17 protein-coding genes are annotated in these 20,238 nt (G+C 65.9%); 2 read left to right on the top strand and 15 right to left on the bottom strand.

Features of this window, described 5'->3' with window-relative positions; translation table 11 throughout:
• Both LPZ50_RS08740 and LPZ50_RS08735 read right to left on the bottom strand, forming a co-directional pair.
• On the bottom strand, positions 1 to 349 hold a 349-nt coding region (locus LPZ50_RS08740), incomplete at its 3' end, for an aldolase/citrate lyase family protein (RefSeq protein WP_230660025.1).
• Positions 350 to 360: 11 nt separating this feature from the next.
• Entirely contained in the window at positions 361 to 1,335 is a 975-nt protein-coding gene (locus tag LPZ50_RS08735; RefSeq protein ID WP_230660021.1) for a tripartite tricarboxylate transporter substrate binding protein, read from the bottom strand.
• Positions 1,336 to 1,469: 134 nt separating this feature from the next.
• Between LPZ50_RS08735 and LPZ50_RS08730 the strand changes: the two genes are divergently transcribed.
• Positions 1,470 to 2,348 (top strand): LysR family transcriptional regulator, encoded by an 879-nt coding sequence (locus LPZ50_RS08730; RefSeq protein ID WP_230660018.1) that lies wholly within the window; start codon positions 1,470 to 1,472, stop codon positions 2,346 to 2,348.
• A 336-nt stretch (positions 2,349 to 2,684) separates the two neighbouring features.
• Here the strand turns inward: LPZ50_RS08730 and aceA are convergent, their stop codons facing one another.
• Positions 2,685 to 4,010: an isocitrate lyase gene (gene aceA, locus LPZ50_RS08725; RefSeq protein ID WP_230660015.1), complete on the bottom strand. Its 1,326-nt coding sequence runs from the start codon at positions 4,008 to 4,010 to the stop codon at positions 2,685 to 2,687.
• 321 nt (positions 4,011 to 4,331) lie between these two features.
• Between aceA and queF the strand changes: the two genes are divergently transcribed.
• The gene (gene queF, locus LPZ50_RS08720) at positions 4,332 to 5,150 is read left to right on the top strand and encodes an NADPH-dependent 7-cyano-7-deazaguanine reductase QueF (RefSeq protein WP_230660013.1); all 819 of its coding nucleotides are present in this window, start codon (positions 4,332 to 4,334) and stop codon (positions 5,148 to 5,150) included.
• Positions 5,151 to 5,170: 20 nt separating this feature from the next.
• Here the strand turns inward: queF and LPZ50_RS08715 are convergent, their stop codons facing one another.
• From LPZ50_RS08715 to LPZ50_RS08660, 12 genes are all read right to left on the bottom strand, one after another.
• Positions 5,171 to 6,172 (bottom strand): cytochrome-c peroxidase, encoded by a 1,002-nt coding sequence (locus LPZ50_RS08715; protein WP_329957655.1) that lies wholly within the window; start codon positions 6,170 to 6,172, stop codon positions 5,171 to 5,173.
• A 79-nt stretch (positions 6,173 to 6,251) separates the two neighbouring features.
• Positions 6,252 to 7,532: an MFS transporter gene (locus tag LPZ50_RS08710; protein WP_230660010.1), complete on the bottom strand. Its 1,281-nt coding sequence runs from the start codon at positions 7,530 to 7,532 to the stop codon at positions 6,252 to 6,254.
• A 78-nt stretch (positions 7,533 to 7,610) separates the two neighbouring features.
• The gene (pgsA, locus tag LPZ50_RS08705; protein WP_230660007.1) at positions 7,611 to 8,183 is read right to left on the bottom strand and encodes a CDP-diacylglycerol--glycerol-3-phosphate 3-phosphatidyltransferase; all 573 of its coding nucleotides are present in this window, start codon (positions 8,181 to 8,183) and stop codon (positions 7,611 to 7,613) included.
• 38 nt (positions 8,184 to 8,221) lie between these two features.
• A complete protein-coding gene (uvrC, locus tag LPZ50_RS08700; protein WP_230660004.1) occupies positions 8,222 to 10,051 on the bottom strand; it encodes an excinuclease ABC subunit UvrC in 1,830 nt (609 codons plus the stop codon).
• Positions 10,014 to 11,069 (bottom strand): beta-N-acetylhexosaminidase, encoded by a 1,056-nt coding sequence (gene nagZ / locus LPZ50_RS08695; protein ID WP_419195582.1) that lies wholly within the window; start codon positions 11,067 to 11,069, stop codon positions 10,014 to 10,016. Before nagZ ends, uvrC begins: the two co-directional genes overlap by 38 nt.
• 38 nt (positions 11,070 to 11,107) lie before the next feature.
• On the bottom strand, positions 11,108 to 11,545 hold the full coding sequence (gene acpS / locus LPZ50_RS08690) for a holo-ACP synthase (protein ID WP_230660001.1): 438 nt from the start codon (positions 11,543 to 11,545) through the stop codon (positions 11,108 to 11,110).
• 104 nt (positions 11,546 to 11,649) lie between these two features.
• The gene (locus tag LPZ50_RS08685; protein ID WP_230659998.1) at positions 11,650 to 12,390 is read right to left on the bottom strand and encodes a pyridoxine 5'-phosphate synthase; all 741 of its coding nucleotides are present in this window, start codon (positions 12,388 to 12,390) and stop codon (positions 11,650 to 11,652) included.
• Positions 12,387 to 13,898 carry an efflux transporter outer membrane subunit gene (locus tag LPZ50_RS08680; protein ID WP_230659995.1) on the bottom strand — a complete coding sequence of 504 codons (1,512 nt, stop codon included), beginning with the start codon at positions 13,896 to 13,898 and terminating at the stop codon, positions 12,387 to 12,389. Before LPZ50_RS08680 ends, LPZ50_RS08685 begins: the two co-directional genes overlap by 4 nt.
• The gene (locus LPZ50_RS08675; protein WP_230659992.1) at positions 13,895 to 17,116 is read right to left on the bottom strand and encodes an efflux RND transporter permease subunit; all 3,222 of its coding nucleotides are present in this window, start codon (positions 17,114 to 17,116) and stop codon (positions 13,895 to 13,897) included. Before LPZ50_RS08675 ends, LPZ50_RS08680 begins: the two co-directional genes overlap by 4 nt.
• 61 nt (positions 17,117 to 17,177) lie before the next feature.
• Positions 17,178 to 18,404 (bottom strand): efflux RND transporter periplasmic adaptor subunit, encoded by a 1,227-nt coding sequence (locus LPZ50_RS08670; protein WP_230659989.1) that lies wholly within the window; start codon positions 18,402 to 18,404, stop codon positions 17,178 to 17,180.
• A gap of 164 nt (positions 18,405 to 18,568) precedes the next feature.
• Positions 18,569 to 18,955, bottom strand: coding sequence for a helix-turn-helix domain-containing protein (locus LPZ50_RS08665; protein WP_230659986.1), 387 nt, complete (start codon positions 18,953 to 18,955; stop codon positions 18,569 to 18,571).
• A 114-nt stretch (positions 18,956 to 19,069) separates the two neighbouring features.
• Positions 19,070 to 20,215 carry a DUF3734 domain-containing protein gene (locus LPZ50_RS08660; RefSeq protein WP_230660029.1) on the bottom strand — a complete coding sequence of 382 codons (1,146 nt, stop codon included), beginning with the start codon at positions 20,213 to 20,215 and terminating at the stop codon, positions 19,070 to 19,072.
• Positions 20,216 to 20,238: the final 23 nt, after the last annotated feature.

The raw sequence follows: 20,238 nt of genomic DNA, 5'->3' as shown, positions 1-20,238 counted from the left end.
TCACGCCGTTGGCGGCTTCGGCCCGGGCCAGCGCGCTGGCGGCTTCCCGTACCTGCTCGACCTCTTCGGCCTTGGGCAGGTTCAGCATATCCAGGCCTTCCCGCGCCACGGCCTGGACATCGGCGCCGAAATGCGGGGTGTCCAGGCCGTTGACGCGCACGATCAGGGTCTTGCCGCTCTGGGCGGCCGGCGGGGCGGCCAGCCAGGCCCCCAGTTCCTGGCGCGCCGCGTCCTTGCGCTCGGCGGCCACGGAGTCTTCCAGGTCGAACGACAGCGCGTCGGCCGGCCCGGCCAGGGCCTTGGCATACAACTCCGGCCGCGAGGCCGGGACGAACAGTTTGCTTCTCATGATGCGCCTGCTTATTGGATGGTGATGTTGCGGTCCTTGGCCACCTGCTTCCACTTGGCAGCATCGGCGCTGACTTGCTCGGCAAACTGGGCCGGATCCAGGTCCACGGGCACCGCGCTTTCCTTGGCGAACATTTCACGCATGGCGGGTTCGGCCACGATGGCGCGGATGGCACGGTTCAGTTCGCGCACCACTGGGTCGGGGGTGCCAGCGGGCGCCAGCACGCCCCACCACAGTTCTACGGCATAACCCGGCTGGGCCTCGCCCACGGTGGGCACGTCCGGATAAAACTGCGAACGCTGGGGCGAAGTGACCGCCAGCACACGCAGGCGGTCGCCCTTCAGCAGGGAAGCCGCCGAAGCGAAACTGGCCACCACGAAATCCACCCGGCCGCCGGCCAGGTCGTTCAAGGCTTGCGACATGCCCTTGTAGGGCACGTGCGTGAAAGTCGTCTGCGCCCCGCCCGCCAGGATCTCGGCCGCCATCTGGTTCACCGAGCCCAAGCCCGCGCTGCCGTAATTGAGTTTGCCTGGCTCTTTCTTGCCCGCCGCCAATAGGTCGGGCAGATTGGCATACGTGCCGTCCTTGCCCGTTACCAGGGCCATGGGGCTTTTGGCCAGCATGGCCACGGGCGTGAAACTGCGCTGCACGTCGTAGCGGATGTTCGGCTGCACCGCCGCGCTGGTGGTCAGCGTGGACGAAGACAGCATCAGCACCGAACCGTCCGGCGTTGAACGCGCCACGTAGTCGGCGCCGATGGTGCCGCCCGCGCCGGGGCGGTTCTCGACGATGACCGACGAGGGCAGCTTGGCCGACAATTTTTCGGCCAGCACGCGCGCAAAGACGTCGTTGCTGCCGCCCGGGGGGAATGGCACCACGATGGTGATGGCCTCGGGGATCTTGGCGGCGGTTTGGGCGGCGCCGGCGGGTGCCACTGCGTAAACGCCGGCCAGCAATGCCAGGCCCGCGAAAGCGGTTTTGTTCATGGGTGATGTCTCCAGATTATGGTTCGCCAGCGTGAATGCCGGCGGGTTTTGTCGGTAATGCGATCGGGCCATGCTAGACCCGTACCCCAATGATATAAAGCGAGGATTGTTAAAACACTACGTGAGAAATTCTCATGAAGATCGAATCCTTCCATACCCTGGGCGCGGTATTGCGCGGCGGCAGTTTCGCGGCGGCCGCGGCCGACATGAACCTGTCACCCAGCGCGGTCAGCCTGCAGATGAAGCAGATGGAGGAATATTTTGGCCAACCGCTATTCGACCGGTCGGCCCTGCAGGCGCGGCCCAACGCCTTTGCGCTAGAGGTGGACGAAGTCTTGCGCGAAGCGTTGGCCAAGCTGAACGACCTGCGGCGGCGCCGTTCGCCGTCGGTGGCCGGCGTGGTGCGCCTGGGCACCATCGAACCCTTGCAGGTGACCCTGCTGCCGCCCCTGCTGCGCTGGGTGCGCGAGCACCACCCGCAACTGGACGTACGGCTGCTGCGGGGCCGGGCCACCGACCTGCGCGAACAACTCAAGGCGGGCGAAATCGATGCCGCCGTGATCGTGCAACCTGAATCGGGCGGCTCGCGCCGCCTGTCCTGGACGCCGCTCTTCCGCGAGCCGCTGGTGGCCATCGCGCCGCCCCGCTCCGGCGAGCAGACACTGGCTGAACTGCTGCACCAGTACGAGTGGATACGCTTTGACAAGAGCACCATCGGCGGCCGGCTGGCGGCGCGCTACGTGGCGCGCCATGCCCCGCATGCCCGCTGCCGCGTGGAACTGCAGTCACTGGCGGCCCTGACGGCCATGGTGTCGGAAGGCCTGGGCGTATCCGTGCTGCCCGAGCCAGGACAGCATCTCTATGCGGTGCACCCCGTGCGCGTGCTGGCGCTGGGCCGGCATGGGCCCGCCAGGCAGATTTCCTTTGCCTGCCGCCTGCCAGACCAGGACAACCGCCAGGTGCAGGCGTTGCTGGCCGGGGCCAGGGCGGCCCACGCGCGCCGCCCGGCATGAAGCGCAGCCCCAGAAGCGCCCCGGGCGGCCGTTCACGGATATTTACGGATTTTCATTGGTGTTCACGGGTGTTCATGGGTGTTCACGGGTGTGTGGCTCCCGCCAGGGTGCCGGACACCGTCCTATTGAGACTGTCGCGGCACACAACGGTGTCTGGCACCCAGCCGGGAGCCAGACACCCTCCATACCCACAACGTGTCCTCTTTCACATCAAGGTGGCGCCATGGAATACTGATGCCACAGGCAAAAAAAGGGATGCCCGCAGGCATCCCAAACCACCCTACAACAACACTGCACACACACAGGCGGGCGTTCTACCCGGCCCGCATGGGAAAATCAGGCGGCGCGCGCCTTGGCCGGCTCACCGTGGTCGAACTGGGCTTCTTCCGTGGAACCAGTCAGCGCGGTGGTGGAAGACTGGCCGCCTTCGATGGTCTGGGTAACCGCATCGAAATAGCCCGTGCCCACTTCGCGCTGGTGCTTCACCGCGGTGAAGCCGAGTTCGGCGGCGGCGAATTCCTTCTGCTGCAGCTCCACGAAGGCGCTCATCTGGCGGCGGGCATAGCCATGCGCCAGTTCGAACATGCCGTAGTTCAGCGCGTGGAAGCCGGCAAGCGTGATGAACTGGAATTTGTAGCCCATGGCGCCCAACTCGCGCTGGAACTTGGCCACGGTGGCATCGTCCAGGTTCTTTTTCCAGTTGAACGAAGGCGAGCAGTTATAGGCCAGCAATTTGCCGGGAAACTGGCGATGGACGGCTTCGGCGAACTTGCGCGCGTATTCCAGGTTGGGTGTGGAGGTTTCGCACCAGATCAGGTCGGCGTAGGGCGCGTAGGCCAGGCCGCGCGAGATGGCCTGGTCGATGCCGGCCTTGGTGCGGAAGAAACCTTCCACCGTGCGCTCGCCCGTGATGAAGGGACGGTCGTTGTCGTCGACGTCGCTGGTGACCAGGTCGGCCGCGTCGGCGTCGGTGCGGGCCAGCAGCACCGTGGGCGTGCCCATGACGTCGGCCGCCAGGCGCGCCGACACCAGCTTCGCCACGGCTTCACGCGTGGGCACCAGCACCTTGCCGCCCATGTGGCCGCATTTTTTCACCGAAGCCAGTTGGTCTTCGAAGTGAACGCCGGCGGCGCCGGCCTCGATCATGGCTTTCATCAGCTCGAACGCATTGAGTACCCCGCCGAAACCCGCTTCCGCGTCGGCCACGATAGGCGCGAAATACTCAACATAGCCATCGTCGCCCGGGTTCTTGCCTTCCATCCACTGGATCTGGTCGCATCGCGCCAACGAGTTGTTGATGCGGCGAACCACCTGGGGCACCGAGTTGGCGGGGTACAGGGATTGGTCGGGGTACATTTCGCCCGCCAGGTTGGCGTCGCCCGCCACCTGCCAGCCCGACAGATAAATGGCCTTCAGGCCGGCCTTGACCTGCTGCATGGCCTGGTTGCCGGTCAGGGCGCCCAGCGAATTCACGAACGGCTCGCTGTGCATCAGGTCCCACAGGCGGGTGGCGCCGCGGCGGGCCAGGGTATGTTCCACGGCCACCGAGCCGCGCAGGCGCACCACGTCTTCGGCGCTGTAGGCGCGCTTGATGCCTTGCCAGCGGGTATTTTCGGCCCAGTCTTTCTGCAGATTGCGGATTTCGGTTTCGCGATTGCTCATGAAATGCTCCTTGGTAGGTAAGGAAAAAACACTGAATCGGTGGCGGCCGGAAAGGCGTCGCGTTGGATAAAAGTCTATGCTTGTGCTGCAACGCAATGCGGGCGAATCTCTTATATAAGACTAAAAATTTTTCTGTTTAATTTCATATACTTGAATATTCAATTTTGTAATATGAAATCAAATTATCTGCTGTGAAATGCGGCGGCATTGCTTTGCAGCAGCGACTTTCATATGGCGAAGCCGATATTCCACGATACGAAAATCCCGCCCCGCGGCTGCGCCTACAATTCAAGCCTGATCGTCGCCTGAGTATTTCCCGCCATGTCTTTGTCCGACGCCCCCCTGGGCCGCCCGATTGCCTACCCCACGCAATACGACCCCGGCGTGCTGTTTCCGATTGCGCGCGCCCACAACCGCGCCAGCCTCGACTTGCGGGGCGCCCTGCCCTTCATGGGCGTGGACATCTGGAATGCCTACGAACTGTCGTGGCTGGATGCCCGCGGCAAGCCGCGGGTGGCCATGGCCACCTTCACCGTGCCGGCCGACAGCCCCAACATCATTGAATCGAAGTCGTTCAAGCTGTACTTGAATTCGTACAACCAGACGCGCCTGGACGCTTCGGAAATGGTGGCCGAGCGCATGGCGGCCGACCTGTCGGCGGCGGCCGGCGCGCCGGTGCAAGTAGACCTGATCCTGCCGGAACGCTTCGGCCTGTTGGCCATGGCCGAGCTGCCAGGGGAATATCTGGACGACCTGGACGTCGAGATCGACACCTACGCCCCCGATGCCAGCCTGCTGCGCTGCGCGGACGGCGGCATCGCGGTCGAAACCCTGGCGTCGCGCCTGCTGAAATCCAACTGCCCCGTGACGGGGCAGCCGGACTGGGCCAGTGTGCAAATACGTTATCGCGGCCGCAGGCTGGACCGCGCCGCGCTGCTGCGCTACCTGGTGTCGTTCCGCGACCACGCAGAATTCCATGAACACTGCGTTGAACGCATCTACACCGACATCATGGCGGCCTGCCGGCCCGAACACTTGACGGTATATGCGCGCTATACGCGGCGCGGCGGGCTGGACATCAACCCCTGGCGCAGCAACTTCGAAGCCCCGCCCGCCGACGTGCGCATGGCGCGGCAATAACGCCGCGCCCGCCAGCGGAATCAGTTGCCGAATGGCGTGGGACGCGGGGTGGTGTCGGCCGAGGGCGGCAGCAGCGGCAACTGGACGACAGGCTGCTCGCCCGTCAGGGTTTTCAGGAATGCCACGATCTGGCTGTTTTCTTCGGGCGTGAAGGTGCGGCCCAGTTGCAAGCGCCCCATGACGTCCACGGCCTGCGCCAGCGTGTCGGCCGCACCGTCATGGAAATACGGGTACGTGAGTTCGACGTTGCGCAGCGTGGGCACCTTGAACATGAAACGCTCGGCATCGTTGCCCGTTACCCCCGCCCGGCCTTCGGCCGGGTGCACGGTCTGATACGGCGTAACCAGGCCCATTTTCTGGAACGAATTGCCGCCGGCGGCCGGGCCATTGTGGCAGGCCACGCAGCCACTGTCCTTGAACAGCTTGTAGCCGGCGAGTTCCTGCACCGTCAGGGCTTTCTGGTCGCCGCGCAGCCATTGGTCGAAGCGCGCGTTGGGCGTGGTAAGGGTTTCTTCGAACGCGGCCAGTGCCTGCGTGACCTTGTCGATGGTGATGCCGCCGGCGCCGAACACCTGCTTGAACTCGGCTTGATAGCCTGGAATGGAGTTCAACACCTGCACGGCCAGTTCATGCGATGAGGCCATTTCGGCTGGGTTGGCGATGGGGCCGCCCGCCTGTTCGCGCAGGTCTTTGGCGCGGCCGTCCCAGAATTGGACGAAGTTCAGGCTGGAATTCAGCACCGTGGGCGAATTGATGCCGCCCTGCTGCCAGTTGTGTCCCACCGAGGCCTTGAGGTTGTCGGAGCCGCCACGGCTGAGGTTGTGACAGGAGTTGCACGAGATGAATCCGGAGCGCGACAGGCGGGGTTCGAAGAACAGCTTTTTGCCGAGTTCGGCCTTGGCGGGGTTGGCGATGGCGGCGGGCTCGATGGGCTGGATGGGCTCTTGCGGCTGGGCCATGGCCGGCCCCCCAAAAAAAGCGGCCGCCATGATGGCGGCCCCGAGGATGTGCTGCTTGTACATTGACTGCTCCTGTAAAACCATGAAATTCACATGGTTATTACAGCCAAAAGCAGAGGCAGCAATCTTGCGCTGTATCAAGCTAGCGAGGTGTGTCGGTACGCCGGGCCTGCACCGCGATCCACTGCGCCAGCAGCGCGGCCACGGCAAAGGCCAGGCCCGCCCCCACCCAGGGCCCCTGATTGAGGCCGGCGTCAAGCAGCAAACCAAAGGTAAGCGGGCCCAGGGCAGACCCGACATCCATGCCGGAATACACCAGGCCATAGACCGAGCCTGTGGCTCCCTTGGGGGTGACGCGGCGGATCAGCATGTCGCGCGACGGGGCCGCGACGCCAGAGCAGAACCCGGCCAGGCCCACCACCAGCGGCGCCAGCCCTGCCGGCACCAGCCCCAGCGCCAGCACCACCAACGTAGCCCCGGCCAGGATCAGCGCCACCAGCACGGTACGCTCGGTGCGCGGCGTGGCTGACACCAGGAAGCCCCCCGCCGCCATGCCTAGGGCCGATGCCACCATGTAGCCCGACAAGGCAGAGCTGGCCGCCACTTTGGACAGGCCGTATAACTGGTCCAGCAGCGGAATGGTGTAGTTCTGCACCGACGACAGCGCGATCGAGGTGCAGGCGAAGAACAGGAAGGCTCCCCACAGCGCGGGCTTGGACAGCAGCGTGGCCAGGGTGGCCAGGACGCTGTCTTGCGCGGGCGCGGCCGCAGATGCCTGGGCGGCGCTTTTCACGGCCGCGTCGCCGGCATCCGGCGTGTTTCCGCCCAGCAGGTCGCGGCCCAGAATGGTCAGCAGCAGCACCAGCGCCACCAGCCCGGCGGCGCTGAAGGCCGCAACGCGCCAGTCGGCCAGCAGCGTGATGGACGCGATGAACACGGGCGTCAGCGCCCATCCCAGGTTGCCGGTGAGGCCATGGGTGCTGAACGCATGGCCCAGGCGCGGGGCGCTGACGCGGTGATTCATGATGGAGTAGTCGGCTGGGTGGAACACCGAATTGCCTATGCCGCCTATCATGGCGGCGACCAGCAGCATGGCATAGCCATTGGCCGAGCCGATGAGCACCCCCGACAAGATGAAGCAGCCCAGGCCAAACCACAGCACCGGCCGCGCGCCGATGCGGTCGACCACGAAACCCGAGGATGCCTGGCCCACGCCCGACACGACATAGAAGGTAGACACCAGCAGCCCCAGGCGCGCGAAATCCAGGCCGAACGCGGTACCCAGCGACACGTACAGCGAAGGCAGCACCAGTTGGAAGAAATGCGACGACGCGTGCGCGACGCCGATCAGCAGGATGGTAAGCCAGTCACGGCGGCGAAGCTCGGTGGAATCCAGCGTGGCGGTGTCTGCGGAAAAAGCCATATCTGCGGTGGCCGGCGTGGCCGTAAAAAGCGCGGGCACAGCGGCCCGCGCGGGAAGGTTGCGATGCCCGGGGCGGACTTACTGCGACTTCTCGCGGATGGCCGGCCAGGCGCGCTGCAGGTAATACAGCATGGACCAGACCGTGAGCACGGCCGCGATGATGATGAGCACATCGCCCACCAGCTTGCTGGGCAGCCCGAACAGCTGCTGGTTATACAGCAGGCAGGGAATGGCGATCATCTGGGCGGCGGTCTTGAATTTGCCCAGGCGGTGCACGGCCACGCTGCCGCTGGCGCCGATCTTGGCCATCCATTCGCGCAAGGCCGAGATGGTAATTTCGCGGCCGATGATGATCAGGGAAATAAAGGCGTCGACCCGGCCGAGGTCCAGCAGCACGATCAGGGCGGCACACACCATGAGCTTGTCGGCCACCGGGTCGAGAAAGGCACCGAAAGCGGATGTCTGGTTCCAGCGGCGCGCCAGCCAGCCGTCGAACCAATCGGTAAGGGCGGCGATGATGAACGCCCATGCGGCCAGGGTGTCGCGGGCGGGTTCGGCCATCCAGGTATCGGGGATATAAAACAGCCCGACCACCAGGGGGATCATGGCGATGCGCAGCCATGTCAGGATAATAGGCACATTGATTGGCATAATGAACGTATGCTACATCACCGGCAGGAAACGCGCCGTCATCCCCGCAGGGCTTCGTAGATGCGCTCGGCCAGGTCATGCGAAATGCCCTCGACCGAAGCAAGGTCTTCGATGCTGGCCGAAGCCACTCCGGAAAACCCGCCAAACCGCGCCAGCAGCCGCTGGCGGCGGCGCGCGCCGACCCCTTCGATTTCCTCCAGGCGCGAAACGTTGCGGGCCTTGGCGCGGCGTGCCCGCATGCCGGTGATGGCAAAACGGTGGGCCTCGTCGCGCACCTGGGCAATCAGCATCAGGGCGGCCGATTCGCCCCCCAGCGCTACCGGCGGACGGCCATCCGCGAATACCAGGGTTTCCAGCCCCACCTTGCGCCCTTCTCCCTTGGCCACGCCCACCAGGGTCTGGATATCCAGGCCCAGCTCGGCAAATACCTGCCGGGCGATTTCAACCTGGCCCTTGCCTCCGTCGATGAGGACCAGCCCAGGCATGGGGGCCTCGCCATCGGCCACTTTGCCGAACCGCCGCGTGAGCACCTGGCGCATGGCAGCGTAGTCGTCGCCCGGCGTGATGCCGGCAATGTTGTAGCGCCGGTACTGCGATGGCTGCATGTCGTGGTGCAGGTACACCACGCAGGATGCCTGGGTGGCTTCGCCGGCGGTGTGGCTGATGTCGAAGCACTCGATGCGCAGCGCGTCCAGCGCGGCCTCGTCGGTTTCCAGGTCCAGGGCCTCGGCCAGGGCCAGGGTGCGGGCGGCCCGCGCGCCGGATTCCGTCAGGGCGCGCGCCAGCGCCATTTCGGCGTTCTTGGCGGCCTGTTCCAGCCAGGCGCGGCGCACGCCCTGCGGACGGGTCAGCACGCGGGCCGGCCGCGCGCCGGCCTGTTCGGCCAGCAGTGCCATCAGGCCGCTGTCTGGCAAGGCGTGCGTGCAGACCAGCACGGGCGGCAAGGGATTATCGGTGTAATGCTGGGCAATGAAGGCCTCGAGCACCTGGGGCGCGTCCTGGCCGTCGACGTGCACCGGGAAAAAAGGCTTGTCGCCCAGGTGGCGGCCGGCCCGCACCATGGCCAGGTTGACGCAGGTCTTGCCGCCAGCCGAGGCCACGGCGATGACGTCCGTATCTTCGCCGCCGGTGTCTTCCATGGTCTGCTGGTGCAGCACGCGCGCCAGCGAACCCATCTGGTCGCGCAATACCGCGGCTTCCTCGAAACGCAATTCGCCGGAAGCCTGCAGCATGCGCTGCTCGATTTCACCCATGACGTCGCGCGCCTCGCCATTCAGGAAGCGCGCGGCGCGGGCCACGTCGCGCGCATAGTCATCGGCCGGAATGGCGCCGACACAGGGCGCGGAGCAGCGGCCGATCTGATGCAACAGACAGGGGCGCGAGCGATTGGCGAACACCGTGTCTTCGCAGGTTCGCAGCCGGAACACTTTCTGCAGGATCTGTATGGTTTCGCGCACGGCCCAGGCATTGGGAAACGGCCCGAAGAACTGGCCGCGCTTGTTGGTGGCGCCGCGGTAATAGGCAATGCGCGGCCAGTCGTGGCCGGTGATCCACAGATAGGGGTACGACTTGTCGTCGCGGAACAGGATGTTGTAGCGCGGGCGCAGGCTCTTGATGAGGTTGTTCTCGAGCAGCAGCGCCTCGGCTTCGGACCGCGTGACGGTGACCTCGACGCGCGCCACCTTCGCCACCATCTGGGCGATGCGCGGGCTGGCCAGGTTCTTCTGGAAGTACGACGACACGCGCTTTTTCAGGTCGCGCGCCTTGCCGACGTACATGACGTCGCCGCCGGCATCTACATGGCGGTAGACGCCGGGCAGATGCGGCAGGTCAGCCAGGAACGATTTGAGATTGAAGTCGTCGGGCATTCTGATAGCGGGATTCGGCCTGCAGGGTATCCCAGTCAGGCGCGTCGAAGCGCGGCATCAGGCGGCGGATGCGGGCCACGGATTCAGGCGGGTGATCGAACTCCAGGCGCTCGAGCAGATCGTCGGCCAGGTCGGGCCGGTTGCACACCAGCACCATGTCGCATCCCGCCCCCAGCGCCGCTTGGGCACGCGCAAGGATGTCGCCGGCCACCGTGGCGCCTTCCATGGTGAGATCGTCGGAAAACACCACGCCATCGTAGCCCAGCTGGCCGCGCAGGATTTCCTGCACCCAGCGGCGCGAGAAGCCCGCCGGCTGCTTGTCGACCTTGGGGTAGATGACATGGGCCGGCATGACCGCGGGCAGCACGGCGTCGCCCAGCCAGGTATACGGCGCGGCGTCTTCCTTGAGGATGCGTTCGAGCGTGCGGGGATCGACGGGGATCTCGTGGTGGGAATCGGCCCCCACGAAGCCATGGCCCGGGAAATGTTTGCCGCAAGCAGACATGCCCGCCTGCGCCAGGCCTTGCGCCAACGCGCGCGCCAGCATCGCCACGACCCGCGGGTCGCGGTGGAACGAGCGGGTGCCTATGACTTTGCTGACCCCGTAGTCCAGGTCCAGCACCGGTGTGAAGCTGAGATCCACGCCGCATGCCCGCAATTCGGCGGCCAGCACGTAGCCGGCCTCGGTGGCCAGCCGCATGGCGGTCAGCGGGTCGCGGTCCCAGAGCCGACCCAGATCCTGCATGGCGGGCAGCGGGGTGAAACCGTCTTCGCGGAAGCGCTGGACCCTGCCCCCTTCATGGTCCACCGCGATCAAAAGGGGTTCTTTGCGCGCGCGGTGGATCTTGCGCGTCAGTTCGCACAGTTGCCGGCGGCTCTCGAAATTGCGCGCGAACAGGATCACGCCCCCTACCAGCGGATTGCGCAGGCGGCGTTTTTCGTCTTTGGTCAGCGTGGCTCCCGCCACGTCGACCATGACGGGGCCGGGCGGCAACGGGGCTTTCTGTTTCTTGGCCATCAGGGCTAGTCCTTTGAAATTCGGAAAAGCGAAACCGCTCAGGGCTTGCGCTCGACCACAACGTAGGCTGCGGCCATGTCGGATTCGTCGGTGATCGATACGTGGGCAGCGCCAAAACGCGGCGCATACCATTCGAGCAGGCTGGGCGCGATGACCAGCACCGGGCGCCCGCCCGGCGCATTCAGGGTTTGTACGCGCGTCCAGGTCATGGGCATGCGCATGCCCAGGCCGATAGCCTTGGAAAAGGCTTCCTTGGCCGCGAAACGGGTGGCCAGGAAGCGCACGCCGCGCGCCGCGTCGCGGGCCCGCCGCGCATGGAATTTCTGCAACTCTTCCGGGCCCAGGATCTTTTCGGCGAAGCGGTCGCCGTGCCGCGCCAGGGCGCGTTCGACGCGGTCAATGCGCAGCAAGTCCATGCCTATGCCGGCGATGGCACCAGGCGGCGTGGCGGGCGGAACAGCGGGCGTATCGGACATGGGCGGCAGAGTCGGCACGAGGAACGCGGGGCGACACCGCCCCGTATCTGGAATGATACGCGACGGCGCCGGCGGCCAGAGGTGCGGCCGGCCTTCGCGGGGGCTCAGCGGCCCCGCAGTGCCTGCTGGCGCGCCTGCACCATCAGCGCCTTCATGTCGCGCACCGCTTTTTCCCAGCCGTCGAAAATCGCCTGGGCGACGATGGCATGGCCGATATTGAGCTCGGCAATGCCATCCAGCGCCGCGATGGGGCCCACGTTACCGTAGTGCAGGCCATGGCCGGCGTTGACCCGCAGCCCGTGGCGCAGGCCCTCGGCCAGCGCCGCGCCGATGCGGTCGAGTTCGCGCCCGACCTGGTCTCCCTGCGCCTCGGCATAGGCACCGGTGTGCAGTTCGATGACCGTGGCCCCGGCCTTGGCCGCGGCCTGGATCTGGACGGGTTCCGGATCGATGAACAGCGACACCCGGATGCCTGCCGCCTGCAACTGCGCCACCGCCGCGGTGACATCGGGCAGCGCTCCGGCCACGTCCAGGCCGCCTTCGGTAGTAAGCTCGGTGCGCTTCTCGGGCACCAGGCAGACGTCGCTGGGCCGCACCGCGCAGGCGATGTCCAGCATTTCAGGCGTGATGGCGCATTCCAGGTTCATGCGGGTACGCAGTAGCGGCCGGATGGCATGCACGTCGGCATCCTGGATATGGCGACGGTCTTCGCGCAGATGCAGGGTGATCAGGTCGGCCCCGGCGTCTTCGGCACGCAGTGCCGCCGCCACCGGGTCGGGATAGCTGGTGTGGCGCTGCTGGCGCAGCGTTGCCACGTGGTCGATATTGACGCCTAGTTCAATCATTGTGCTGGTTGTGCGGACGAGACTTGCGTGGCTTCATTCCAGCCCCCGCCCAGGGCCTTGTACAGTTCGACGCGGTTGTTCAGGGCATCCAGGCCGGCCTGCACCAGGCCCAGTTGGGCGCTGAAGAAATCGACCTGGGCCGTTTGCACTTGCAGATAGCTGTCGACCCCCCCGGTGTAACGCAGGTTGGATAGTTCCAGCGTGCGCGCCGTAGAGGTCTGCAGCGAACGCAGGGCATCGAGCTGGGCGCCGTACGTGGCTTCGCCGGCCAGCGCGTCGGAAACTTCCTGGAACGCCTGCTGGATGGTTTGCTCGTACTGCGCCACCGCGATGTTGTCGCGTGCCTTGGCCAGGTTCAGCCCCTCGCGGATGCTGCCGCCGCTGAAAATGGGCGTGGTGAGGGAAGGCGTGAAATTCCAGGCCCGTTGGCTACCCTCGAACAGCGAGCCCAGCGATGGACTCGTGAACCCCAGCATACCGGTCAGCGATATGGTGGGGAAGAACGCCGCGCGCGCCGCGCCGATGTTGGCCTTGGCCGCCTTCAACTGGTTCTCGGCCGCCATGATGTCTGGACGGCGCTCGAGCAGGTCGGACGGCAGGCCGGCCGGCACGGTGGCCAGCAGTTGGTCGCGGCCGAACTCCGCCGGCGGCGGCAGGTTCGCCGGCAGCGGCGTGCCCACCAGCACGGTCAGGGCATTCACGGACTGGGCCCGCACCCGCGCCAGTTGCGCCAGGTCGGCCGAGGCCGAATCGAGCAGCCCCCTGGACTGGTTGAGATCGAGCTCGGACGCCACGCCGCCGTCGAAGCGGCGCTTGACCAGATCGTAGGACTCCTGGCGCGAAGCCAACGTCTTCTGGGTGAGATCGAGTTGGACCTCGGCCGCGCGCTGGGTGAAATACGCCTGCGCCACGGCACCCACCAGGGTGATGTGCACGCTGCGCTGCGCCTGCTCGGTGGCCAGGTACTGCTGGTAGGCCGCCTCGGACAGGTTGCGCAAGCGGCCGAACAGGTCGATCTCGAAGGTGGTAAGCCCGATACCCGCCTGATAGGTATTGGCCACCGAAGGCGAGTCTTCGCCGCCGATCCGCATGTTGGCGGGGGTGCGCTGGCGCGTGCCCTCGGCGCCGGCGCCGATGGTAGGCCACTGGGCGCCGCGCTGCACGCCGTACTGAGCGCGGGCCTCTTCGACCCGCTGCACGGCCACGCGCAGATCCCGGTTGTTGACGAGGGACAGTTCGATCAGGGCCTGCAGGCGCGGATCGCGGAAGAAATCGCGCCAGCCGAGGTCGGCCGTCGGCACGGCGCCGACCGGCGCCACGGCCTGGGCCGGTTGCTCCGACAAGGACGTGGGGCGGTCGTCGGCGCCGTATTGCACCTTGGGCTGGGTCGGCCAGTCGCCCGGCACCGGGGATTCGGGGCGTTGATAGTCGGGCGCCAGCGAGCAACCGGCCAGCATGGCCGCCACGCACACCGACACTGCGGTTCGTTTGTACATCAGGGCTGTCATTCCTTGCCCTCCTGGCCAGGAGCCGCGGCGGGCCCGTTGCCGGATTGATCAGATGCCTCGCGGGCGCGCTTGGCGGCCTGCTCGGCTTCGAATTCCTTGAGCTCGTTGCCCAACAGGCGCGGCTTGGTCTTGAACAGGCCAAGCACCACCACGAAGAACGTCGGGACGAAAATCACCGCGAACGGCGTGGCCGCCAGCATGCCGCCCAGCACGCCGATACCCACCGCGCGCTGGCTGGCCGCGCCGGCCCCCGTGGCGATGGCCAGCGGGATGACGCCCAGGATGAAGGCCAGCGAAGTCATCAGGATGGGACGGAAGCGCAGCCGCGCCGCCTCGACCGTGGCCTCGTACAGCCCCATGCCCCGGGCGTACTGGTCTTTGGCGAACTCGACGATCAGGATGGCGTTCTTGGCGGCCAGCCCGATCACCGTCACCATGCCCACCTGGAAGTACACGTCGTTGGACATGCCCAGCAGCGACACCAGGCCCACGGCGCCCAGCATGCCCAGCGGCACCACCAGCATGACCGACAGCGGGATGGCCCAGCTTTCGTACAGGGCGGCCAGCACCAGGAACACCACCAGCAGCGACAGGCCCATCAGGATGGGAGCCTGGTTGCCCGCCTGGCGTTCCTGGTACGACAGGCCGTTCCATTCGAAGCCGAAGCCGGACGGCAGTTCGCCTACGAAGCGCTCCATTTCGGCCATGGCTTCGCCAGTGGTGTAGCCGGGCGCGGCGTCGCCGCCGATACGCATCGATTCGTAGCTGTTATAGCGCACCACCTGTACCGGCCCTTGCGTCCATTTGGACGACACGAAGCTGGACAGGGGCACCATGCCGCCTTCGGTGTTGCGGACGTTCATCTTGAGGATGTCGTCCACCTGCATGCGATGGCGGGCCTCGGCCTGCACCCAGATATTCTGCATGCGCCCCATGTTGGGGAACTTGTCGATGTAGGCCGAGCCCAGCGCCGTGGAAATCAGCGTGGCGGCGGCGTCGAAGTCCACGGACAGGGCGGCGGCCTTGTCGCGGTCGATGGTCAGGTTCAATTGCGGGCCGGCGCCCAGGCCGGTAATGCGCACCTGCGACAGCACCGGGCTTTTCATGGCCATGCCCATCAACTGGGCGGTGGCCTGGGCCAGGGCTTCGGTACCCGCGTTGGCGCGGTCCTGCAGGCGGAAGTCGAAGCCGCTGGCGTTGCCCAGCGAGGAAATCGCCGGCGGCACCAGGGTGAATACCTGGGCGTCATGGATGCCCATCAGTTGCTTCTGGAAAGCGGCGAACGCGATGGCGCCCGCGGAATCCTGGGCTTCCTTGCGTTCAGAGAAGTCTTTCAGGGTGGAGAACGCGATGGCGGCGTTCAGGCCATTGCCGTTGAAGCTGAAGCCCTGCACCGTGATGATGTTCTCGACCGCGGGAATGCCCATGAAGTATTGCTCGACCTGCTCCAGCACTTCGACCGTGCGGTTGGCGCTGGCTCCGGTGGGCAGTTCGATGTTGCTGACCACGTAGCCCTGGTCTTCCTCGGGCAGGAACGACGACGGCAGGCGCAGGTACAGCCAGCCCAGCAGCAGCACCAGCAGCAGGAAGAACAGCATCATGCGCCCGCCCTTGTGCAGCATGCGCGCGACCCAGTTCTGGTAGCCGTGGGTGGTGGCATCGAACTTGCGGTTGAACCAGCCGAAGAAACCCTTCTTGTCGACGTGGTGCCCCTTGGGAATGGGCTTGAGGATGGTGGCGCACAGCGCCGGCGTGAAGGTCAGCGCCAGGAAGGCCGAGAAGAAGATCGACACCGCCATGGCCACCGAGAACTGGCGATAGATGACCCCCACCGACCCGCTCATGAAGGCCAGGGGCAGGAATACCGTGACCAGCACCAGCGTGATGCCGACAATGGCGCCGCTGATCTGCGGCATGGCCTTCTTGGTGGCCTCTTTGGGCGGCAGGCCTTCGGTGGCCATGATGCGCTCGACGTTCTCGACCACCACGATGGCATCGTCCACCAGAATACCGATGGCCAGCACCATGGCGAACATGGTGAGCACGTTGATGGAGAAGCCCAGCGCCAGCATCACCGCGAACGCGCCCATCATGGCCACCGGCACCACCAGGGCCGGGATCAGGGTGTAGCGCACGTTCTGCAGGAACAGGAACATCACCAGGAACACCAGCACCATGGCCTCGACCAGGGTGTGGATGACCTGCTCGATGGACACCTTGACGTACGGCGCGGTGTCGTACGGGATGTCGTACTTGATGTTGCCGGGAAAATATTGCGACAGCGATTCCATCTGCGCCCGCACGCCCTCGGCCGTGGCCAGGGCGTTGGCGTCGGGCGACAGCACGATGGCGAAGGCCGCGGTGGGCTTGCCGTTCAGGCGCGCGCCGAACTGGTAGTTGTCGGCCCCTACCTCGATGCGAGCGACGTCGCGCAGGCGCACCGACGAGCCGTCGGTGTTGGCGCGCAGCACGATGTTGCCGAATGCTTCCACCGAGGACAACTGGCCGTTGACGATGACCGTGGCGGTGGAGCGCTGGCTGTCCGGATTGGGCGGCGCGCCCATGCTGCCGGCCGAGATCAGGACGTTCTGGCGGCTGATGGCGGCGTTGACGTCCGAGGCGCTGAGGTCGAAACCCACCAGCTTGTCGGGATCGATCCAGATGCGCATGGCGCGCGGCGCCGCGAACAGCTGGAACTGCCCCACGCCAGGCACGCGCGACACCGGGTTCTGTACGTTGCGGGTGATGTAGTCGGCCAGCGCGGTCTGGTCGAGCGAGCCGTCCGGCGAGGACAGCGTCACGATCATCAGGAAGCCGGCGCTGGTCTGCTCGTACTTGATGCCCTGCTGGGTGGCCGCCACCGGCAACTGGGCCGTGATATTGGACACGCGGTTCTGCACGTCCACCTGGGCCAGGTCGGGGTCGGTGCCGGGCGCGAACGTGGCCGTGATCTGGGCCTGGCCGTACGAGTCACTGACGGATTCGTAGTACAGCAGGCCCTTGGCGCCGTTGAGCTCGTCTTCGATGATGCTGGTGACCGACTCGGCCACTTCCTGGGCCGAAGCACCAGGGTACGTTGCCGTGATGGTAATGGCAGGGGGAGCCACGTCGGGGTACTGCGCGACGGGCATGTTGGGAATCGCCAGCATCCCGGCCAGCAGGATGAACAGGGCGACTACCCAGGCAAAAATCGGTCTGTCGATAAAAAATTGCGGCATGTGGGCTGACTCTGGAAGTGCTCACGAAAACAGGAACGCGGCGCGTGACGCCGCGTTCCGTTCAGGACTTTTGCCCCGAGGCCGGTTGCTGGGGCTTGGCCCCTTCGCCGCCGGCGGGCGCGCTGCCTTCGGGCGGCGCGGACTTGGCGCCCCCACCCGGCGTCCAGGGAGAAGCCTGCACGGGCGCGCCGGGCCGGATTTTCTGGAAGCCCTCGACCACGACCACGTCGCCCGCCTTGAGGCCGCTGGTAATGAGCCACTGGTTGTCGATGACCGAACCGGTGGTGACGGTAACCTGCGCAACCTTGTCGTCGCGCACCAGCATCAGGCTCTGCATGCCGTCGGCGGTGCGCTGCAAGGCCTGCTGCGGCACCAGCAGCGCCTGCTGGTCGGTGCCTTCGTCGACACGCACGCGCACGTACATGCCGGGCAGCAGGATGTGGTCGGGGTTGGGAACCTCGGCGCGCAGGTTCACCTGCCCGGTGGTGGGGTCGACCGTAATGCCCGTGAACAGCAGCTTGCCCGGATGTTCATAGATAGAACCGTCTTCCAGCACCACGCTGACCCTAGCCGCGTCCGGCCCCATGCGCTGCATTTGCCCGCTGGCGAATGCCCGGCGCAGCTTGGCCAGGTCGGCCGTGCTTTGCGTGAAGTCGATATAGACCGGGTCGAGCTGCTGCACCAGCGCCATTTGCGTGGCGGAGGTGGATTCGACCAGCGCGCCTTCGGTCACCAGCGGCTTGCCGATGCGGCCATCGATGGGCGAAGTAACGTCGGTATAGCCCAGGTTGATAGTGGCCGTGTCCAGCGCGGCCTTGGCGGCGGCGACCGCGGCGTCGGCCTGGCGGCTGCCGGCAACGGCGTTGTCGTATTCCTGCTTGCTGACCGCGTTGGCCTTGACCAGCGGCGCGTAGCGATTGGCCAGCGCCTTGGCGCTGAACAGGTCGGCCTGCGTCTGCTTCAATTGGGCGGCGGCCTGGTCGCGCGCGGCACGGTATGGCGCCGGGTCGATCTTGAACAGCAATTGCCCTTCTTTGACATCGCCGCCCTGCTCGAATTCGATTTTCTGGACGATGCCCGTGACACGTGCGCGGATTTGCGCGTCGCGCACCGCGTCGATGCGGCCGGGCAGTTCGGAAACGATGGAGGCGGGCTTGGGCTGGATGGTAATGACGCTGACCTGCGGCATGCCGGGGTTCATTTGCGGTTGTTCTTTGCAGCCTGCCAAAGCCAGGGCGACAAGCGCAGCGGCACCGAATCCCGAGACACGATGAGGCGAAAAACGCATGGATTCCTCACGGAGTAAAACCGCGATGCGCCAACCAGCGCATACGGGCCGAACGCAAGAGAGGCGTTCGGGAAGCCCGTTAATGTAACGTGTTTCTTATTAATTTTGCATTAAAAACGCTGTCTTTTGGCCATTATGGCTGTATTTTGCGCTGTATTCCGGACTTAGGCCGCGACGGGGTCGACGGCCAGGTTGCCCAGGAACACGTAGCCCATGCCGGGCACGGTATGAAGAGGCAGCGTGATTCCGGCGGCGCGCACCTTCTTGCGCAACCGGCTGATGGAAACGTTGATGGAACGCAGGCTGGCCTGCGGCAAGGCCTGCGTAAGGGCCTGGCGCGTGAGTTCGCGCTGTGGGCTGGCCGCCAGGCACAGGAAACAGGCCCGTTCGGTGCTGGTGAGGTTCAGGCGCGTGCCGCCGGGAGTGGCCAGCACCCAACCCTGGTACATGAGCCCCCACCAGCCGTCGCTGCCGGCGTGCGTGGCGTTGGATGCGGCCGGCACGGTAAAAGGCGGGTACTCGGCAGGACGGACAGGAGATAAGGCGACCATGAGGCACAAGCAGGGATGAATGGCGTTCGGCAGGATGCCCCAACTTGTCGCGGCGCACCGGCAAAACGCGCGAAACCAAGCAGAAGTCAGACGAATCTCGTCCGGAGTGGCGCATCAGCCCCGCGGTGGGCGATGAACGTCATGCGTAACCAGCCCCTGGTCGGGATCGGGCCGCCGCAGCACGTCGGGATTGGCCAGCGTGCGCTGGATATCGGCAAGGCCGCTGTTCCAGTGGTCGCGCATGGCCTCGGAGCCGAACTCGTAGTCTTTGGAGTTGCGCTCGTAATGCTTGGCTTCGTAGATCAGGTTGATGACGTTGACCGCGGGCGTGCACGCCATTTCGCAGATATCGGCCAGGTCGGGCGCGTTGCGCGCGCCTTCGGGCAGCTGTTCCAGCAGGCGCTGCAGGCCTCGCCGCAGCTTCAGCACGCGCTGGTACATATTGGTGACCGTACGCGTGCGGCTGGAGTACTGGATGTCTTTCTGGCGCTCGGCCACTTCTTCCAGCGTGGTGGGCAGCGGGCCGCGCGCGGGCCAGAGGTCGACCTGGAATGCCAGGGTGTCCGGCATGGGGTGTGCGGACAGCACATGGGCCAGCGGGGTATTCGAGACCACGCCGCCGTCCCAGTAGTATTCGCCCTCGATCTCCACGGCGGGAAAGCCGGGCGGCAAGGCGCCCGAGGCCATGATGTGCTCGGGCCGCAAGCGGGTGCGGGTGCTGTCGAAATAGGCGAAATTGCCCGTGCGGACGTTGACGGCCCCCAGGCTGACCCGTACGTCGCCTCGATTGAGCAGATCGAAATCGACATACTGGCGCAAGGTGTCGGCCAGCGGCGCGGTGTCGTAGAAGCTGGTGGAGGCCGGGCCGCCGCCACGCAGCAGGTAAGGGGGCGGAAAACGCGGCTTGAAAAACCCCGGCTGCCCGGCGGTCAGGGCATGGAACGCCGCCAGGTGGCCGTTCATGGAGGGCGAGCCGAAGCCGAAGGGAATCCCCTGGAACATGCCGGCCAGCGTGTCCCCCCAGGGCAAGGCGGCGAACCCCGTGGGACGGCAGATGCTTTCCCAGAACCCCCGCAGGCGTTCGACGCGTTCGTCAGGGGGCGAACCGGCGATGATGGCCGCGTTGATCGCGCCGATGGAAATGCCGGCGATCCAGTCTGGCCGGATGCCGGCCTGGTTCAGGCCCTGGTAGACCCCGGCCTGGTACGAGCCCAGCGCCCCGCCGCCTTGCAGCACCAGCGCCACGGTATCGTAGGGCAAGGCGGCGCGCGCGCGCCGGCCGC

This window comes from Bordetella petrii (genome assembly GCF_020991325.1).
GTDB lineage: Bacteria > Pseudomonadota > Gammaproteobacteria > Burkholderiales > Burkholderiaceae_B > Bordetella_A > Bordetella_A petrii_E.
The sequence above is the reverse complement of the archived record's forward strand: the minus strand, read 5'-3'. Positions and strand labels throughout refer to the sequence as shown.

Excerpts from the sequence above, each read along its gene's own strand:
- LPZ50_RS08735 (WP_230660021.1), bottom strand. The coding sequence starts at position 1,335 with ATGAACAAAACCGCTTTCGCGGGCCTGGCATTGCTGGCCGGCGTTTAC.
- LPZ50_RS08730 (WP_230660018.1), top strand. The coding sequence starts at position 1,470 with ATGAAGATCGAATCCTTCCATACCCTGGGCGCGGTATTGCGCGGCGGC.
- aceA (WP_230660015.1), bottom strand. The coding sequence starts at position 4,010 with ATGAGCAATCGCGAAACCGAAATCCGCAATCTGCAGAAAGACTGGGCC.
- queF (WP_230660013.1), top strand. The coding sequence starts at position 4,332 with ATGTCTTTGTCCGACGCCCCCCTGGGCCGCCCGATTGCCTACCCCACG.
- LPZ50_RS08715 (WP_329957655.1), bottom strand. The coding sequence starts at position 6,172 with ATGTACAAGCAGCACATCCTCGGGGCCGCCATCATGGCGGCCGCTTTT.
- LPZ50_RS08710 (WP_230660010.1), bottom strand. The coding sequence starts at position 7,532 with ATGGCTTTTTCCGCAGACACCGCCACGCTGGATTCCACCGAGCTTCGC.
- pgsA (WP_230660007.1), bottom strand. The coding sequence starts at position 8,183 with ATGCCAATCAATGTGCCTATTATCCTGACATGGCTGCGCATCGCCATG.
- uvrC (WP_230660004.1), bottom strand. The coding sequence starts at position 10,051 with ATGCCCGACGACTTCAATCTCAAATCGTTCCTGGCTGACCTGCCGCAT.
- nagZ (WP_419195582.1), bottom strand. The coding sequence starts at position 11,069 with ATGGCCAAGAAACAGAAAGCCCCGTTGCCGCCCGGCCCCGTCATGGTC.
- acpS (WP_230660001.1), bottom strand. The coding sequence starts at position 11,545 with ATGTCCGATACGCCCGCTGTTCCGCCCGCCACGCCGCCTGGTGCCATC.
- LPZ50_RS08685 (WP_230659998.1), bottom strand. The coding sequence starts at position 12,390 with ATGATTGAACTAGGCGTCAATATCGACCACGTGGCAACGCTGCGCCAG.
- LPZ50_RS08680 (WP_230659995.1), bottom strand. The coding sequence starts at position 13,898 with ATGACAGCCCTGATGTACAAACGAACCGCAGTGTCGGTGTGCGTGGCG.
- LPZ50_RS08675 (WP_230659992.1), bottom strand. The coding sequence starts at position 17,116 with ATGCCGCAATTTTTTATCGACAGACCGATTTTTGCCTGGGTAGTCGCC.
- LPZ50_RS08670 (WP_230659989.1), bottom strand. The coding sequence starts at position 18,404 with ATGCGTTTTTCGCCTCATCGTGTCTCGGGATTCGGTGCCGCTGCGCTT.
- LPZ50_RS08665 (WP_230659986.1), bottom strand. The coding sequence starts at position 18,955 with ATGGTCGCCTTATCTCCTGTCCGTCCTGCCGAGTACCCGCCTTTTACC.